Raw genomic sequence first — 15,983 nt, 5'->3', positions numbered from 1 at the left:
GGGGGAAATCAAGTGTCACGGCATCACTCCGCTGGTCATCATCGGGAACGGTTGGTCAGTTTGTCGGCATACATGGCGGCGTCGGCCGCGGTGAGCAGCGCGGTGGCGTTGGTGCCATCGTCGGGGAAGACCGCGACGCCGACGCTGACCGCCGCGCGATAGGTTTCGCCGCCCGGCAGCGCGATGGGCTGCGACACGCAGGCGCGGATCCGGTTCGCCAGATCGCCGGGGGCGGCGTCGGTGTCGAGCGGGTCGACGATGACGATAAATTCGTCCCCGCCGATCCTTGCCGCGAAATCGCCCTTGCGAAGCGTTTCCTTGATGCATGCCGACAGCGCGACGAGCACGGTGTCGCCCGCGGCATGGCCGAAATTGTCATTCGCCGCCTTGAAGTTGTCGGCGTCGATGAAAAGCAGCGCGAAGCGGTCGCCACGCCCCTCTGCGGACCGGATATGCTCCGCCAGTTGCTCGTCGAACGCGGCGCGGTTCGGCATCGCGGTCAACGTGTCGTGCGACGCACGGTGCGCGAGCATCGCGCGCTCGGTTTCCATATGCCCCTGCCAGCCCTGCAGTTCGTCGAGCAGCGCATTGATATCGCCGCCCAGCCGGTCGAGCTCGGCAATGCCGAGCGGCTTCACTCGCTTGTCGAACCGCCGGTGCAGGCGCACGTCGTGCGCGACGGTCGCAATTTCGTTCAATGGCTTGACCAGCTCATATTCGAAACGCCGCGCGAGGAAGATGGTGCCGAACGCCGTGATGAGCAGACAGCCGAAGCCGGCAAGCAGGCCGAGGCGGACATAATCAACCAATGTCGAACTGTCGCCCCACACCTCGATCGTGCCGATCGCCGACCCGTTGCGCTGGACGGTGACGGCAAAGGGCCGGGGGAAGAAGATGCGGGTGAGGATGGGCGCCGGGTCGGCACTGGGCGAGGCCCATTCGGTGATGGGCCGGCCGACGTCGTTGAGCACGCGGAGCCGGGCGATGCCGGGAATGCGGGTCAAGGGCTCCAGCCCCTCGCGCACTGCCTGCGGATCGTTGAACACCAGCGCGGGTTCGACGCCATAGGCGCCGAGCTGCGCCGCGAGTTCCATATTGCGATCGGCATAGCCGCGCAGCGCGGTCACCCCGGCGAGCAGGATGGTCAGGCCCGAAAGCGCGACCGCGAACAGCGTGATCCCGAAATGAAAGCGCGACAGCAGCTTTTGCAGCGTCGTGCGCGCACCGATCCGTTCGACCGAGGGCGTGGGGGTCTGGCCGGTCATGCCGCCCCCCCCTTGCCGCCGCCAATGCGCAGGACACGCGGGTCGATGCGCAGCGGGCCGCGCCCGATCGCGTCGATATTGACCGAAAAGCTGATGCTCGCCGCCTTGTTGCTGAGGCAGAACATCGCGCCATAGATGCATGCTGCGTCATCGTCGGTGATGGTCAGGACCGGACGGCCGCGCACCCAGGCGATGAGCTGCCGGCGATCGGCGACGGGCATCCGGCCGAGGAACAAGATGTCGCACTCGGGGGTGACGGTGGCGGTGGTCGTCCGGCGGACCGTGACCGAGCCGGGGCCCGGGACATCGGGCGCCATGCGATCGGCCAGCCGCGGCGCGCCGACGACGCACATCGTCCGGGCGGTTGCCGCCGACCCATCGGGCCAGCGCGCATAGCTGACGATGCCGCCCACCATCCGGTTGACGGCGCGCGTCATCCCGCCCGACCCGTCTTCGACAGCGGTCTGGCTTGCGGCTTGAACCGACATCTGCGGCGTCGTCACCAACGCGCCGATCAGAAACAGTGATGCCAGCACCTGGCCGCGCCCCCAACTGCGTTTCAGGGGCATCCTGCCCCAGCGAAGGCGCGTCCGCTAGTCAAAACAATTGGAAAGTCAATGAAAAGTGACGTCATGCGACCATATAGAAACAGCGGCCGCATCGATTCATCCTCGTCTATTCGGCGCGCAAACGGTCACTGAATCCCTTGCGCAATTTAGCCAGCTTCGGCGGGATCACCGCCATGCAATAGGGATTGCGCTGGCCTTCGCCGTCCCAATAGGCCTGATGATAATCTTCGGCCGGATACCATTTCGACGCGCTCTCGATCGTCGTGACGATGGGTGCGGGCCAATCGGCAGCGGCGCGCGCGATCCCGGCGCGCGCGGCATCGGCCTGCGCCGCATCGAGCGGGAAGAGGGCGCTGCGATACTGGGTGCCGATGTCGTTACCCTGGCGGTTGAGCGTCGTCGGATCGTGCGTCGCAAAATGGACGTCGAGCAAATCGTCGTAAGAAATGACGGCGGGATCGAAAGTGATGCGGATCGCCTCGGCATGGCCGGTGTCGCCGCCGCAGACCTGCTTATAGGTCGGATTCTCGGCGCTGCCGCCGATATAGCCGCTCTCGACACCCTCGACGCCGCTCAGCGACTGGAACACGGCTTCGGTACACCAGAAGCAGCCTCCGGCGAAAATGGCGGTCTCTTGGGTCATGGGCGTCGATCCTTTTCGGGGGGAAGTGATTGTTCCCGAAATAGGATGTGTGCCGGGCTATTCCAAGGGCGGCGGAGCGTCGACCAGCGGCGGGTGCAGCGGCTGGCCCGCTTTGCGCAGCGAAGCGATCGCCGCCGCTTCGGCTTCGAGCGACGCGACGCGGTCGCGCCAGTTCGGGTGGGTGCTGGCCTGGAACATCGGCCGTCCCTTTCGCTGGCCGAAGCGCGACCAGAAGCGCGCCGCCGCGGCGGGATCATAGCCCGCGCCGGCGAGCAGCCACACCGACAGCCGGTCGGCCTCGACCTCGGTCTGCTTGAACAGGCGCGCATTGCGGCCGAATTGCTTGCCGAGCCCGCGATCGACCCCCGCCGCGTCGAGCCGCGCGCGGTGACGCAATATATTGTGCGCCAGCTCGTGCGCGATCGCGGCCGCGAGTTCCGCGTCATCGGCGGCGAAATCGGCAAGGCCCTGGTTGACGAGGACCATTCGTCCGTCGGCGACGGCGGCGGGCCTTTCATTGGCTTCGACCCGAAAATCGCTGACGCAGCCGGCGACCGGGGTGAGGCTGACGATGCGCCCGGCGCCGACATGCAATGCGATCGCGGTATCGACCGGCAGCGCCGCCATGCTGCCTTCGATCGCCGTGATGCGCGCGAAGGGATGGTCCCCGGCTCCATCGGGGACGGGCGCGTCCGCTATCGCTGTGACGGGTGTGCCGACCTTCATCCCCGCCGATGCGGCGGGCGAGTGCGGGGCCAGCGCCGCGATGAACGGGTGAAGCTGGTCGGCGACACCATAAGCCGCGAGCGCTTCGGTGCGCCGGTCTGCCGCATAAAGGCGCGGGTCGCCCCATATCCACCCGAACTGCGGCTGGCGTACCGGGCACCAGGCGGCGTTGGCGGTCGTCAACCGAAAGCCGATGGTAGCGACGCGCGCCTCGATCGACGCTAATGCGGCATAGGGCGATTGTGCGGCGGGCGGCGCAGCGAGGACGGGCGCTGCCATAGACGCCAGCAGAGCTGCAAGGATCATCGGGGCGCGGGGCGGCATCGCCGTCCCCTATCAAGTCGCAGCTGTCGGGGCCATGAATTTCCCGCGGGACGCCGGGTTCCGGGCCTCTTGCCTATCGCCCGGCAAGCGCCGATAGGGCGGGCCATGACGCACGCCTCTGTCTTGCCGGCGCCTGCCGCCCGCCAACCCCGCCCCGCGGCGCTCGCGCGCTGGCTGTGGGCGGTCGCATTACTCGTGATCATCGTGGTCGGGGTCGGCGGTATCACCCGCCTCACCGAATCGGGGCTTTCGATCACCGAATGGCGCCCCGTTTCGGGCGTGCTGCCGCCGCTCAGCGAGGCCGGATGGATCGCGGAATTCGAGAAGTATAAGCAGATCCCCGAATATAGGGAGATCAACCTCGGCATGACGCTGGCGGGGTTCAAGGCGATCTTTTTCTGGGAGTGGCTGCACCGCATCCTCGGGCGGCTCGTCGGCATGGCGCTGGTCGTGCCATTGATCTGGTACGCCTGGCGCCGCGCGATCCCCAGCGGTTACGGCTGGCGCTTGCTCGCACTTGCCGCGCTCGTGGGATTGCAGGGCGCGATCGGCTGGTGGATGGTCGCCTCGGGCCTCGAATATCGCGTCGACGTCAGCCATTTCCGCCTGGCCACCCATTTGCTGACTGCGCTGTTCCTGCTCGCAGGGCTGGTGTGGACGGCGCGCGATCTGGGCAGCCTGGCGCACGATCCCGCGGCGCGGCCGGCGCGCCTGACCGGACCCGCGATCGGCATCATCGCGATCCTGTTCGTCCAGCTGCTGCTCGGCGCGTGGGTCGCGGGGCTCAACGCGGGCTATGTCGCGAGCAGCTGGCCGCTGATGAACGATCATTTCGTGCCCGAGGGTATCGACTGGGCGGGCGGCGCCTGGCTGGCGCTGACCAACGATCCTTTCCTGATCCATTTCCTCCATCGCTGGTGGTCGTGGGTGGCGGCGCTCGCGTTGCTCCTCCTCGCGCGCACGCTGTCGCGGCGCGGCGCGCGTATCGAGGCGCGGCTGATCCTCGCGGTCGTCGCGGCGCAGATGCTGCTCGGCATCTGGACCGTCGTCTCGGGCGTTTCGATGTGGGTCGCCGTGTGGCATCAGGTGACCGGTGCGATCCTCGTCGCCATCGCCGCGGCGGGGCTTCACCGACTGGGCCGCTGCTCGGCATGATCCCGGCCGGCAGCCTCGGCGCGCTATTGCTGCTGGCGGCCCAGCCCCTTCCGTCCTCTGAGCCGGGCGACGTTCCGGCTGCGACGGCCGTGCATTTCCAGTTCGCTCCCCCGGTGGGCCGACCGATGACCTACCGCGTGACGACGCGCCGGATCGGCCGCGAAGGATCGCTGATCAACTTCTCGCTCGTCTATGCGCTGCAATGGCAGCGCGTCGGGCGGGGTTACCGGCTCGAGGCGGTGCTGCAACGGATCGATTCGGATGCACGACCCGAAGTGACCCGCGCGCTGTCGTTGATGCTCGATCCGCTGGTCGGCGAACCGATCGCCTATCTTGTCGCGCCCGACGGCAGCCGTATCGACATGGTGGATCCGGACGGATTGTGGGAGCGGGTGACCGCGCGGATCGAGGCAGTGGGCGCCAAGGCGGGGCGGCCTGAAGCCAGGCAATTGGCGCAGTTGATTGCGGCGCTCCCCGCTGCCGAACGCGACAAGCTGGCGACCGCCGATATCCGGGCGCTGGTTGCGCCTGCCAATGGCGCTATTCCGCTCTCGGCACAGGCGGACGGCGCGAGCATATCGATCACGCACGGCGGCGCGTTGCAGACGATCGCCAAGGTCGAGCGCGATTCTGCGCCCGTTGCCGGTGCCGCCAAGCCGCTGGAAATCGACAATCTGTGGACCGTCGACACCGCGACGGGGCTGGTGATGCGCGAGCAGCGGCAGAGCTGGATCGTCGATGCCGAGGGCGACGGACGGACCCTCGTCGAAGAGCGGGTTCGCGCGCTGGAGATCGTTCCGCAAAGCTAAAGGTATCATAATACCTGTCAGCAAAGCCGCGATCTGCTTGACTTTCCGCTCGGTTGGCGCCATTGGCCCGCTCCGAAGCGCCGCTGCGTCCCTTCAAGGATCAGGCGGCGCGGTTTGTTTTCGGGCGGCGGCATGGCTGCTCGTCCTAGTCCATATCTGTCAAGGAGGTCGCCATGATGAAGGCGCTGACCAAGACGACTGTATCGGCGAACGCCGCGACGGTCGAAAAGAAATGGGTGCTGATCGACGCCGAGGGTCTCGTTGTGGGCCGCGTTGCTTCGATTATCGCCAACATCCTGCGCGGCAAGCACAAGCCGTCGTTCACCCCCCACGTCGATTGCGGTGACAATGTCATCGTCATCAACGCGGAGAAGGTGGCGTTCACCGGCAAGAAGCTGCAGGACAAGCGTTACTACAAGCACACCGGCTACGCCGGCGGCATCAAGGAAACGAGCCCCGCGAAGATCCTCGAAGGCCGTTTTCCCGAGCGCGTGCTCGAAAAGGCCGTCGAACGCATGATCCCGCGTGGCCCGCTCGGCCGCCAGCAGATGCGCAACCTGCGCATCTTCGCCGGCGCTGAACATCCGCATGAAGGGCAGAGCCCCGAAGTGATCGACGTCGCGTCGATGAATCGCAAGAACAAGGTGGGTGCATAATGGCTGACGAACAGACCATGACCGATCTCAAGGATCTCGCCGGCGCCGTCGAAGGCACCGTTGCCGCTCCGGTCTCGACCACGCCGCTGCGCGAAAAGATCGTCGACAAGCAGGGCCGCGCCTATGCGACCGGCCGCCGCAAGGACGCCGTTGCCCGCGTGTGGGTCAAGCCCGGCACGGGCAAGATCACCGTCAACGGCCGCGACCAGGAAGTTTATTTCGCACGTCCGACGCTGCGTCTCGTCATCAACCAGCCCTTCGGCCTGACCGAGCGCGTTGGCCAGTATGACGTGATCGCAACCGTCAAGGGCGGTGGCCTCTCGGGCCAGGCGGGCGCCGTGCTGCACGGCATCGCGCAGGCGCTGACCCGCTTCGAACCCGCGCTGCGCGGCGTTGTGAAGTCGGCCGGCTTCCTGACCCGCGACAGCCGCGCCGTCGAGCGTAAGAAGTACGGCAAGGCCAAGGCCCGCCGCAGCTTCCAGTTCTCGAAGCGCTAATCAGTTTCTTTCGTCGACGGACGGAGAAAGGAAGGGCGGTCCGGCAACGGGCCGCCCTTTTCCTTTGGGCCAAAACCGGTCAGCTGTCGGCTTTGGGTGGTGAGCTGCCATTACAGCAGCGAGTTGGTCACCCCTCCCGCAAGCGGGAGGGGAGAAGAAGGTCCGCTAGCGGTCGGTTTCTGCCCCCCCTATAGAGAACTAAAGCAGATCGAGGCTCCCCAGCGCCAGCGCCTGCCGTGCGGGCCGTTCGGCCATCACCGCGAACATCTCGTCGCCGCGCGCGGTGCGTTCGACACTCATCGAGGCGAAGACCGCCATGAAATAGCCGCTCAAGGCCCCGACGCGGTAGTCGGTCCACAGCGCTGCGGCATCGGGCTTGACGCCCGCGGCGGTCAATGCCGCGATCCAATGGTCGAATGCCGGCCGGTCGGCCGCCGCGCGCTCGACCGGGTCGGCGATGCTGGTGCCGACCAGATAGGCGAGGTCGGCGGCGCCGCTGCCGCGCCCCAGCGTCTGCCAGTCGACGATCCAGCAGGCTTCGCCGTCGGGCGCGAAGAGGATATTGTCGACGCGCAGGTCGCCATGGACGATCGTCCGGACCGAAGGCTCGCGCGCCAGATAGGCGTCGAGTTTCGTAACGAGCCCGGCGCCGAGATCGAGCACCTCGGGCGCGAGCCTTTCCGCATAACGTTCGCGAAAGCCGGCATAGAGCTGGGGGAACAGCGTGCGGATCAGCCCCGCATTGTCGCGTGCAAGCGAGGGCATCTGCGCGAGCCGGGCGTCGTTCCACAAATAGGCGTGAAGTTTTGCCGCGGCTTCGATGCAGGGGATCAGCCCGGAGAGGGCGAGACCGGCAAGCTGGTCGCCCGCCTGCGCCGGCGCGAGGTCGGACAGGATCAGGACGAAGTCGACATCATCGTCGGCAATATCGCAATAATGGCATATCGGCGCGGGAACCCCGCTGGCGGCGGCAAGCTCGCGATACCAGCTGATTTCCTTGACATAGGTGCCGGTGAGCTTGGCGATATTGCGGCTCGCCTCGTCATGGCTGGGGCATTTGGCGATCACCGTTGCGGGGGCGTCGACGCCCGCGTCCCAGTCGAGCGTCAGGCGATAGCTGTCGCACATCTGCCCGGTGCCGACCTTGGCCGCGACGAAGCCCTTCAGCTTTTCCGGATGCCCGAGCACCGCGCTGAGCCACGTCGGCTGCATCGCCTCGGGCGAGGTCGGAAAACTCACGGCGCGGGGTCCATCAGACGGGTGAGGCCGGTCGGGGCGTGCGGGCCGACGAACAATTGTTCGAGCACGCCGACCCCGCTCTCGCTGCGGTCGCCGTCGGCGAGGTCGGCGCGGATGAGCGCCTGCACATGCATCGCGAGCGGATTGCCCCACATCCGTTCGGCCTCGGACAGGCTGTCGTGCGACACCTCGAGGTCGCCATGGTCGAAACCATGGCCCCAGACGGGGTGCGTGTAGCCGAGCCCGCTCATCGCGAACACCGGCCCGCTCGGGGTCAGCGTCAGGCGCGTCTTGCCATCGAAATCTGCGGTCAGCTTGCTCAGGCGCCGCGTGCCCGGCTGCCATTCGGCGACGAATGCGGGGTCGGCATAATGACGCTCGCCGCCGTTCGCGCCGACGAGCACCGCGCGGCGGTTCCATGGGCTCCCCTCGCCGTCGTCGTTACTGTGAAAGAAGAGCGAGCGATCCTCGAAATTGCACGGCGTCCAGAGCCAGAAGAATTGGTGGAAATTGCCCTGCGGCGGCGGTTGCGGCTCGGCCGCGCCGACGGGGCGGATACCCCAGCTGCGGTCTCGCGTTCCGGCCCAGTCGGCCCCGACATCGACGCGCGCACCATCGACCGAGAGCCATCCCGACCAATGGCCGTTTTGCGTCATGCGCGTATAGTCCATGAACAGGCGCGTGCCGTTGCGGCGGGTGAAGCGCGGTTCCTCGATCGGGAAATGCCGCGCGGTGAAACGCAGTTCGGCTGCGAGCGGGCCATCGTTCGCGGCGATGCGCAGCGTCAGCGTTTCGAGCGGTGCGTCGATGGCGATTGCGATCGGCCCCACCGACAGGTCGAGCCGCTCGCCGCCTGAGCGTCGGCTTGCGCGCAGATTATGCTGCACGCCACCCGCCAACACGCAAAAGGCCGCATCGACGATGCCCAACTGCGGATAGAAACCCATCGCCGCGGCGAAGAAGACCGAACCGTCGGGCGAATAGCCGTTGAAGAAATAGCGATCATAGAAATTGCGGTCGGTGCCCGCGAAGGCAATCGGCTCGGCGCTCTGGTGCAGCGGGAAATCGTCGCCCTTTGTCAGCATCGTCTCTCATCCCATTTTGCGTTTTTTCTTGCAACGTAACGGGATACGGCGGCGCGTCAATGCACCGGCGGATCGACCGGGGGCACGGCGTCGATCGGTGCTACGGGTTCGCCGGGTGCGCGCGGCGGCAATGCGTCGGGCGGCACGTCGTCGATCTGCATGTCGAAGGTCGGAACCGCCTCGACGTTGCGAACGCGGACCGCGATCTCGCCGTCCTTGATCCGCAGCTCGTTGAAGCTCGGCGGGGTCGAGCGGATGCGCTGCGACAGCGTTCCCGCGCCGATCATGCGGATCGGCCCGGATGCGGTTTGCGCGGCGAGATCGAAGGCGTCGTGGACATGGCCGGTGAGCACCGCCGCGACGCCGCGCTGCGCCAGTTCGCGCAGCGCCCGCTCGCCGCCGCGAGTCAGCGCGCGCCCCTTCGTGCCCGCTTCGACCAACGGGTGGTGCGCGGTGACAAGCACCGTCGAGCCGCGCGGCAGCGCATCGATTGCAGCGAGCGTCTTCTCCAGCGCCCGCGCCGTCACCCAGCCCTTCGACCAGTCGAGCCGCCATTGCGCGCGCGCGGTGGTCTTGAGCGGCACGACCGCGACGCCCGCCAGGTCGAGTTCGCGCTCGACGAGCCGTTCGATCCCGCGGATGCGGCGATAGGGGTCGAAGAAGCGTTCGAAGGGGTTGAAATAGGGCAGGTCATGATTGCCGACCTCGACCGTCGCCGGCACGTCGAGCGCGCCGATCCAGTCGCATGCGGCAGCGAATTCATGGCTGCGCGCGCGCATCGTGAGATCGCCGGTGATCAGCACCGCATCGGGCTGCTCGCGGCGCACGCAATCGGTAAACCAGGCGAGCGCGGCGCGGTCCTCCAGCCCGAAATGCAGGTCGCTGATGTGGAACAGCCGCGTCATGGGGCGGCGGGCGCCGTGGCGAGAAACGCGAGCGGGCTGGCCTCGAGGCGATAGGTTGCCCCCGACGGCAATTCGGCGGGTTCGCCATCGAGGAGCAGGCCGATCGATCCTTCGCTTTCGATGACCACCGCGCGGCGTTCGGACAGGTCGACGCTCGGCCCTTCGCGAAAATCGCCGCCGAGCCAGGCGATCCCGTGGCTCAGGATCGACCCCGCGCTGTCGGTGATCAACCCTTCGGCGAGGATGCGGTCGGACTTTGGCGTCAGGTTGATCGCCTGGAAAGACTCGTCCGATCCAAGAATGCGGACGCCGTCGCCGTAAAGCGTCGCATCGATTGCATCGGGGATGGTTTCGGCGAGGCCGCTGAGGCTCAGCGAGCGGAATTGCTCGCGAACCTCGGCCCATACCGTCGTCGGCCCGGCGATGACGCCGATATAAGCGCGCCCCGCGTCGCAGAGGATCGTCGGCGGATGGATGCTCCGTGCCTTGCCCGCGAGCGCGTCGTGCAAGATGTCCTCGGGGCTGCGATCGCCGTGCAGCGTCTTGTGGAACAGGTTGAGCGTCCCGCCGGGAAGCGGGAGCATCGCGCCGCGCCATGTTTCGAGCCGGCCCGCGGCGGCGTTGAGCGTGCCGTCGCCGCTGAGGACCAGCAGCAGGTCGATGCCGTCGCCCTCCAGCGCGGGTGCAGACGGCAGGTCGTCGTCGGGCAGGGTGACAGTCCGGACGAGCGGCGAGCCCGCCGCATGGCATATCTCGGTCAAACGGCCGACGAGTGCTTCGTCGGAGCTGCCGCTGCGCAGGTTGCAGATAAGGGCGGGGCGGTTAAAGCTGCTGGTCATCGCCCTGTCCTACGCGCGAACGCGGAAAAGGTGGCGACCAATCATTTCTCGTCACCCCGGACTTGATCCGGGGTCCATCCCCGCCGGCGTTGGCCTTTGGATCCCGGATCAAGTCCGGGATGACGAAGATGATGGACATCCCGACGAGCAGGGGAGTCACCTTGTCCCGATCCTCGCCGCCCTGTAGGGCGCGAAAGATGGCGGGGCCGGTTTCCAAAGGACGACGGTTGATCAAATTCCTATTCGTGCTGCTGCTGCTCGTGCTGTTGTTCGGCGGCGGCGCCAAGATGATCGTCGCGGGCGGCGCGAAGTCGCTCAACATGGCCGACCGGTTGCTCGGGCAGGGTGATGGCGCGCGGTTGCTGCTCGCCGACCAGCCCTATGGCCGCGCTCCGCGCCAGTCGCTCGACATCTGGGTTCCCGAAAATGCCAAGGCGGACGACCGTCTGCCCGTCGTCGTCTTCTTTTATGGCGGCGGCTGGGAAAGCGGTGAGCGGGGCAGCTATGGTTTCGCCGGGCGCGCGCTCGCGCGGCAGGGCTTTGTCGTGGTGATCCCCGACTATCGGCTCGTGCCCAAAGCCTATTGGCCCGACTTTATCGAGGACAGTGCGGCGGCGGTCGCATGGACGCACGAGCATATCGCAAAGCTTGGCGGCGATCCCGACCGGATCGCGCTGATGGGCCATTCGGCGGGCGCCTATAACGCCGCGATGCTCGCGCTCGACCCGCAATGGCTGCATGCGGTGAAGAGCGATCCGTCGATCATCCGCGGCGTCGCGGGGCTTGCCGGCCCCTATGACTTCTTGCCCATCGAAAAAGGGGGGCGCGGGGACAAGGCGATGGGCAAGGTCAAGCCGATCGAGAAAACCCAGCCGATCCATTTCGCGCGCGGCGACGCGCCGCCCTTGTGGCTCGCGACCGGCGACGAGGATGACACGGTGCGGCCGCGCAACAGCCAGAACCTCGCCGCCGCGATCGAGAAGGCGGGCGGCCCGGTGACGCTCCGCGTCTACCCCGGCATGGGGCATAGCGGCATCGTGATGGCGCTCGCCGCGCCGTTCCAGAACAAGGGGCCGGTGCTGGAGGAAGCGACCGATTTCCTGCGCGGCGTGACCGGCCGCCGCATTGCGCCCGCGTCGGAAGCGACGCAGTGAACGCCCCGATCCCGGCGATTGTCCTCGCGGGCAGCCGGCCCGGTCCCGATCCGCTGTTGACCGGCAGCGGGGTGTCGACCAAGGCGCTGCTGCCGATCGCGGGGCAGGCGATGCTCGTCCATGTGGTGAAGGCGCTGCGCGCTTCGCCTGAAGTCGGCGCAATCACGATCCTCGCACAGAAGAGTGCCGAGCTGGCGGCCGAGCCGGGGCTCGCTGGGCTTGCCGACCTGCATTTTGCCGATTCGGGGCAGGGCATCAGCAGTTCGCTCGCCGCGGCGCTGCCGCCGGGCGACGATCCGCTGCTCGTCACCACTGCCGACAATGTACTGCTGACCCCGACTATGATCGCTGAATTCCTGCGCGGCGCCGAGGACAGCGACGTCGCGGTCGCGATGGTCGAGCGCGACACGCTGCTCGCGCGCTATCCGCAGTCGAAGCGTACCTGGCTGAAGTTCCGCGGCGGCTGGTGGTCGGGGGCGAACATGTTCCGCCTGCGCGGGCGTCGCGTGCTGCCCTTGCTCGATTTCTGGGGCCGCATCGAACGCGACCGCAAGAAGGGGCTCAAGATCATCGCGGCGTTTGGCCCGTGGCTGCTGATCGGCGCGCTGCTTCGCCTCTTCACGATCCAGCAGGGCGTTGCGCGCGCGGGCCTCCGTTTCGGCCTCAACGCGAAGGTCGTGCCGATGTCCGAGCCCGAGGCGTGCATCGATGCCGACAAGCCCGCCGACATCGAACTGATCGAAGCGATATTTGCCGCGCGGCGCGAAGCGGCTATAGGCCAGCCCCTATGACCATCGACAAAGCCATCATCCTGTCGGCGGGGCAAGGCTCGCGCCTGCTGCCGCTGACCCGCGACATCCCCAAATGCCTGATCGAGTTCAACGGCCGCAGCCTCATCAGCTGGCAGGTCGCGGCGCTCGTCGCGAACGGCATCAAGGACATCGTCGTCGTCACGGGCTTTCGCACTGAACGCGTCGAGGATCATGCGCTCCAGCTCTATCGCGACACCGGCGCGCGCATCCGGACGCTGTTCAATCCCTTCTTTCAGGTCGCCGACAACCTTGGCACCTGCTGGATCGCGCGCGAGGAAATGGACCGCGATTTCATCATCCTCAATGGCGACACCATCATTTCGGACGAGATTGTCGCAAAGCTGATTGCGGGCGCGAACGAGCCGATCAACGTCACCGTCGACGTCAAGGCTGACTATGACGACGACGATATGAAGGTGAACCGCGACGCCGAAGGCCGCCTGCATCACATCGGCAAGCGGCTGCTGCCCCCCGACACCAATGCGGAGTCGATCGGCATGCTGGCGTTCGTCGGCGACGGCCCGTCGATCTTCCGCAACCAGGTCGACCAGATGATGCGCACCCCCGACGGGGTCGAGCGCTGGTATCTGCGCGCGATCGACATCATCGCCAAGGGCAACCGCGTCGGCACCGTGTCGATCGAAGGGCTCGAATGGCAGGAAGTCGACTTCCCGCAGGACGTCGAAGCCGCCGATGCGCTTACCGCGAAATGGGCCGAAGAAGGCCGCTACGCGAAATAGGGTTTGAGCCAGCCGGCGAGCGCGGCGACCTCTGCGTCGCCCAGCTTCACCGCTTGCCCAAGGTCGGGCTGCGCCGGCCAGCCCGCGTCGGCAATTGTCAGCCCCGCGCCCGAGCGTTCGCCCTCATAACGCGGCAGCACGTGGAAATGGACGTGCGGGTCGACCATCATCAGCATCAGATAGTTGATCTTCGCATAGCCGACCGCTTGCCCCAGCGCGGCCTCGATCGCGGCGGTCGCGGTCTTGAGTTCGGCATGCGCTTCGGCCGGCAAATCGCCGAACGCTGTCGCATCCGACTTTGCCGCGAGTATCAGCGCGCCGAGCGTCGGCTGCGCGGGGCGCAGCAACACGACCCAATGATCATATTCGGCAATCAGCGTCGCGGGATGGCCGAATTTGGCGATCGTGTCGTTCATGGCTGTGCTTCTTCCATCCAGCTGACGATCGGCCGGCCCGAACGCTTGACGGCATAGGCTTGCACCAGCCGCACCGCATGGACGACCAGCGATATGACGGTCCACCAGGCGAGCACGATCAGCCCGATGTCGGGGCGCCCCGCGAGCGTCGCGAAAAAGAGGATCGCGAAGTTCGGATTGCGGCGCGCGGTGATCAGGCGGAAATCGCTGTCGAACTTTTGCCAGACATGGATGTCCATGCCGAAGTCCTTGATGAACATCCCTTCGATCACGCGCTGGAGCACATAGCCCGCGACGACCGCGACCATGACCAGCAGGAAAGTCTGGTTCGACAGTGCAAGGCCCCATGTCCCAAGCCCGACGCCCCAGAAATACCACCAGAAGGGCGGGTGGATCAGGTCGACGCCATGGTCGGCGACATTGCCCCATTTTGACGATGTGATCGTGCAGCGTGCAAGCTTGCCGTCGACGGTGTCGAGCACCATGAAGATGAAACCCGCGAGCATGCCTTGCCAGTAGTGGCCGTAGGCGAACAAATAGGTCGCATAGACGCAGAGCGCGGCGCCGATCGCGGTGACCATGTTCGGGGTCATGCCGATGCTCGCGGCGCCGCGCGTCAGCCACAATGCGAGCTCGGGCCACAGATATTTGGTCAGCGCGTCGGTGACGCCCTTGTACGCGCCGAAATAGCTTTTGCGCTCGATCTCGCGGCGCGTGCCGGGGGTCAACTCCCTGACGAACGGCTGCTCGAGCTTGCGAAGCTGGCGATTATAGAGCTTGCGCCCGTCCGACAGGTCGATGACCGTGGCCGCCGTCGGGTCGCTGCCCACGGGAATCTGCCCGATCACGGGAGCGCCACCCCAGGCGAAAACCGTACCCGGTTGTTCGATCACCCAACGCAGCAGCATTGGGTCGAAGACATAGGCGAGGTTGAAGACCAGCTCGTGGCCCGGCGCCAGCGGCTTGCCGTCCTTTTCCGCCATCCGGCGGCAGCGCTCGGCGTTGGTCATGCCCCAGATCGGGGTGCTGTTTTCGCCGAGCAGGCGGATCGGCGCGCTCATCGCGGCGTCCTTGCGAAATCGAGGATGATGTCGGCCTGCCGTATCGAGGCGGGGGTCGGAAACTGGTCGATGGAATCGTGCATGGCGGCTTCCTGAGCATCAACAAAGGTTGGTTGCAAGTCCGCAGCCCGGTCCAGCGCGGCGGGGAGTTCGGCGATATCTTCGATGACCTGACCCAGATGCCAGTGCGCGAACGCCGGATCGTCGCGCCACGCCAACCGGTCGAGGTTGAGGAAAATGCACGGACGTGGGCGGAGGAGGAACTCGTAAACCTGGCTCGACACGTCGCCCAGATAGACGTCGGAGCTCATCGTATAGCTCATGTCGATCGAATGGTGGCTGCCCATATCGACCCGGATATGCGGCGCGGTGGTCGTGATCGGGGACACGCGCTGCGCCAGTTTCGTATGCGGCGCGATGATGACGTTCCACCCCTCGAGCGCCTCGAGCGCGGCGAGCACTTCGGGGCCGTGCGCCGGCCACGAGGACAGCTTCGCGTCGAAATGTGGATTGTAGAACAGGGTCGGCCGGTCATTATCGAAATAGCGTTGCCGCTCCGCGCATATTTCGAACTTGGCATAGCCGCCCACGACGACATTGCCGGGTTCGGACAGCTTGTGTTCGATCATGCGCCGCCGGTCCTTTTCGCCCGCGACGAGGGTCAGGTCGATCAGCGCATGCCGCCCCCGATAACCGCCCGCGCGGTCGCCCGCGCCATGCTTGATTACGACGATGCGTGATGAAAAGCCGGGAATGCGTTTTAGCCACGCGCTCGAAATCTCGGTCGTGACTAGCAGGGGAAAGCGCCGGATCGCTGGATAGTTGAGCAGCAAGGTCGCGAGCCGCGAGGGCTGGCGGAACAGCGTATCGGGACCAAAGGGCGGGCGGCGCAGTAGCACTGGTTCGAACAGGCCATCGGGATCGTAGCTGAGTATGAGATCGAGAATCTGGCGTGACGGCGACAAGATCGAAACCCTTACATCGTCGCGCTTCGCGAGTTCGAGCGCCGCCGGCAGCCAATGATAAAGCTGTTGTGCTTCGGCAAGGGCAAGGAAGGCGATAGGGGTCGGCAAGCTGTGCTCCGGTTG

Annotated in this window: 18 protein-coding genes; 7 read left to right on the top strand and 11 right to left on the bottom strand. The window is 66.3% G+C overall.

Annotated elements, in window-relative coordinates:
* Positions 1-38: 38 nt before the first annotated feature.
* From ATE70_RS05770 to ATE70_RS05755, 4 genes are all read right to left on the bottom strand, one after another.
* The gene (locus ATE70_RS05770) at positions 39-1,265 is read right to left on the bottom strand and encodes a diguanylate cyclase (protein WP_058536943.1); all 1,227 of its coding nucleotides are present in this window, start codon (positions 1,263-1,265) and stop codon (positions 39-41) included.
* On the bottom strand, positions 1,262-1,801 hold the full coding sequence (locus tag ATE70_RS05765) for a YfiR family protein (RefSeq protein ID WP_058537037.1): 540 nt from the start codon (positions 1,799-1,801) through the stop codon (positions 1,262-1,264). Before ATE70_RS05765 ends, ATE70_RS05770 begins: the two co-directional genes overlap by 4 nt.
* A gap of 139 nt (positions 1,802-1,940) precedes the next feature.
* The gene (msrA, locus tag ATE70_RS05760; protein WP_058536942.1) at positions 1,941-2,477 is read right to left on the bottom strand and encodes a peptide-methionine (S)-S-oxide reductase MsrA; all 537 of its coding nucleotides are present in this window, start codon (positions 2,475-2,477) and stop codon (positions 1,941-1,943) included.
* Positions 2,478-2,534: 57 nt separating this feature from the next.
* On the bottom strand, positions 2,535-3,482 hold the full coding sequence (locus ATE70_RS05755; RefSeq protein WP_231733430.1) for a M48 family metallopeptidase: 948 nt from the start codon (positions 3,480-3,482) through the stop codon (positions 2,535-2,537).
* Between the two features lie 150 nt (positions 3,483-3,632).
* On the opposite strand from ATE70_RS05755, the gene ATE70_RS05750 reads away from it, so the two are divergent.
* From ATE70_RS05750 to rpsI, 4 genes are all read left to right on the top strand, one after another.
* A complete protein-coding gene (locus ATE70_RS05750) occupies positions 3,633-4,682 on the top strand; it encodes a COX15/CtaA family protein (protein ID WP_058536940.1) in 1,050 nt (349 codons plus the stop codon).
* A complete protein-coding gene (locus ATE70_RS05745) occupies positions 4,679-5,491 on the top strand; it encodes a hypothetical protein (protein WP_058536939.1) in 813 nt (270 codons plus the stop codon). The genes ATE70_RS05750 and ATE70_RS05745 overlap by 4 nt, the downstream gene beginning before the upstream one ends.
* A 176-nt stretch (positions 5,492-5,667) precedes the next feature.
* Positions 5,668-6,147: a 50S ribosomal protein L13 gene (gene rplM, locus ATE70_RS05740; protein WP_058537036.1), complete on the top strand. Its 480-nt coding sequence runs from the start codon at positions 5,668-5,670 to the stop codon at positions 6,145-6,147.
* Complete coding sequence (rpsI, locus tag ATE70_RS05735; protein ID WP_058536938.1) at positions 6,147-6,644, top strand: 30S ribosomal protein S9; 498 nt, start codon at positions 6,147-6,149, stop codon at positions 6,642-6,644. Before rplM ends, rpsI begins: the two co-directional genes overlap by 1 nt.
* Before the next feature lie 198 nt (positions 6,645-6,842).
* On the opposite strand, the gene ATE70_RS05730 is transcribed toward rpsI, so the two are convergent.
* From ATE70_RS05730 to ATE70_RS05715, 4 genes are read right to left on the bottom strand one after another with little or no spacing between them, the layout of a single operon-like run.
* Complete coding sequence (locus ATE70_RS05730; RefSeq protein ID WP_058536937.1) at positions 6,843-7,883, bottom strand: aminoglycoside phosphotransferase family protein; 1,041 nt, start codon at positions 7,881-7,883, stop codon at positions 6,843-6,845.
* Complete coding sequence (locus ATE70_RS05725; RefSeq protein ID WP_058536936.1) at positions 7,880-8,968, bottom strand: hypothetical protein; 1,089 nt, start codon at positions 8,966-8,968, stop codon at positions 7,880-7,882. Before ATE70_RS05725 ends, ATE70_RS05730 begins: the two co-directional genes overlap by 4 nt.
* A 56-nt stretch (positions 8,969-9,024) precedes the next feature.
* The gene (locus tag ATE70_RS05720) at positions 9,025-9,873 is read right to left on the bottom strand and encodes a metallophosphoesterase family protein (protein WP_058536935.1); all 849 of its coding nucleotides are present in this window, start codon (positions 9,871-9,873) and stop codon (positions 9,025-9,027) included.
* Positions 9,870-10,712: a diacylglycerol/lipid kinase family protein gene (locus tag ATE70_RS05715; RefSeq protein WP_058536934.1), complete on the bottom strand. Its 843-nt coding sequence runs from the start codon at positions 10,710-10,712 to the stop codon at positions 9,870-9,872. The genes ATE70_RS05720 and ATE70_RS05715 overlap by 4 nt, the downstream gene beginning before the upstream one ends.
* Before the next feature lie 227 nt (positions 10,713-10,939).
* On the opposite strand from ATE70_RS05715, the gene ATE70_RS05705 reads away from it, so the two are divergent.
* The 3 genes from ATE70_RS05705 to ATE70_RS05695 are packed head-to-tail and all read left to right on the top strand — an operon-like array spanning position 10,940 to position 13,418.
* Positions 10,940-11,866 carry an alpha/beta hydrolase gene (locus tag ATE70_RS05705; RefSeq protein WP_058536932.1) on the top strand — a complete coding sequence of 309 codons (927 nt, stop codon included), beginning with the start codon at positions 10,940-10,942 and terminating at the stop codon, positions 11,864-11,866.
* The gene (locus tag ATE70_RS05700; RefSeq protein WP_058536931.1) at positions 11,863-12,657 is read left to right on the top strand and encodes a nucleotidyltransferase family protein; all 795 of its coding nucleotides are present in this window, start codon (positions 11,863-11,865) and stop codon (positions 12,655-12,657) included. The genes ATE70_RS05705 and ATE70_RS05700 overlap by 4 nt, the downstream gene beginning before the upstream one ends.
* Positions 12,654-13,418 (top strand): phosphocholine cytidylyltransferase family protein, encoded by a 765-nt coding sequence (locus tag ATE70_RS05695; protein ID WP_037517822.1) that lies wholly within the window; start codon positions 12,654-12,656, stop codon positions 13,416-13,418. Before ATE70_RS05700 ends, ATE70_RS05695 begins: the two co-directional genes overlap by 4 nt.
* On the opposite strand, the gene ATE70_RS05690 is transcribed toward ATE70_RS05695, so the two are convergent.
* The 3 genes from ATE70_RS05690 to ATE70_RS05680 are packed head-to-tail and all read right to left on the bottom strand — an operon-like array spanning position 13,406 to position 15,968.
* Positions 13,406-13,834: an HIT family protein gene (locus ATE70_RS05690; protein ID WP_058536930.1), complete on the bottom strand. Its 429-nt coding sequence runs from the start codon at positions 13,832-13,834 to the stop codon at positions 13,406-13,408. The genes ATE70_RS05695 and ATE70_RS05690 overlap by 13 nt on opposite strands.
* Positions 13,831-14,895, bottom strand: a complete 1,065-nt coding sequence (locus tag ATE70_RS05685; protein ID WP_058536929.1) for a CDP-alcohol phosphatidyltransferase family protein — start codon at positions 14,893-14,895, stop codon at positions 13,831-13,833. Before ATE70_RS05685 ends, ATE70_RS05690 begins: the two co-directional genes overlap by 4 nt.
* The gene (locus ATE70_RS05680; protein ID WP_058537035.1) at positions 14,892-15,968 is read right to left on the bottom strand and encodes a hypothetical protein; all 1,077 of its coding nucleotides are present in this window, start codon (positions 15,966-15,968) and stop codon (positions 14,892-14,894) included. Before ATE70_RS05680 ends, ATE70_RS05685 begins: the two co-directional genes overlap by 4 nt.
* Positions 15,969-15,983: the final 15 nt, after the last annotated feature.

The organism is Sphingopyxis sp. H053, from assembly GCF_001468225.1.
Lineage (GTDB): Bacteria > Pseudomonadota > Alphaproteobacteria > Sphingomonadales > Sphingomonadaceae > Sphingopyxis.
Note: the sequence above shows the minus strand (reverse complement) of the source record. Positions and strands in the feature narration are given on the sequence as shown.

Coding starts and splice junctions, on each gene's coding strand:
- ATE70_RS05690 (WP_058536930.1), bottom strand. CDS start 13,834: ATGAACGACACGATCGCCAAATTCGGCCATCCCGCGACGCTGATTGCC.
- ATE70_RS05750 (WP_058536940.1), top strand. CDS start 3,633: ATGACGCACGCCTCTGTCTTGCCGGCGCCTGCCGCCCGCCAACCCCGC.
- ATE70_RS05755 (WP_231733430.1), bottom strand. CDS start 3,482: ATGGCAGCGCCCGTCCTCGCTGCGCCGCCCGCCGCACAATCGCCCTAT.
- rpsI (WP_058536938.1), top strand. CDS start 6,147: ATGGCTGACGAACAGACCATGACCGATCTCAAGGATCTCGCCGGCGCC.
- ATE70_RS05715 (WP_058536934.1), bottom strand. CDS start 10,712: ATGACCAGCAGCTTTAACCGCCCCGCCCTTATCTGCAACCTGCGCAGC.
- ATE70_RS05685 (WP_058536929.1), bottom strand. CDS start 14,895: ATGAGCGCGCCGATCCGCCTGCTCGGCGAAAACAGCACCCCGATCTGG.
- ATE70_RS05770 (WP_058536943.1), bottom strand. CDS start 1,265: ATGACCGGCCAGACCCCCACGCCCTCGGTCGAACGGATCGGTGCGCGC.
- ATE70_RS05720 (WP_058536935.1), bottom strand. CDS start 9,873: ATGACGCGGCTGTTCCACATCAGCGACCTGCATTTCGGGCTGGAGGAC.
- rplM (WP_058537036.1), top strand. CDS start 5,668: ATGAAGGCGCTGACCAAGACGACTGTATCGGCGAACGCCGCGACGGTC.
- ATE70_RS05695 (WP_037517822.1), top strand. CDS start 12,654: ATGACCATCGACAAAGCCATCATCCTGTCGGCGGGGCAAGGCTCGCGC.
- msrA (WP_058536942.1), bottom strand. CDS start 2,477: ATGACCCAAGAGACCGCCATTTTCGCCGGAGGCTGCTTCTGGTGTACC.
- ATE70_RS05725 (WP_058536936.1), bottom strand. CDS start 8,968: ATGCTGACAAAGGGCGACGATTTCCCGCTGCACCAGAGCGCCGAGCCG.
- ATE70_RS05745 (WP_058536939.1), top strand. CDS start 4,679: ATGATCCCGGCCGGCAGCCTCGGCGCGCTATTGCTGCTGGCGGCCCAG.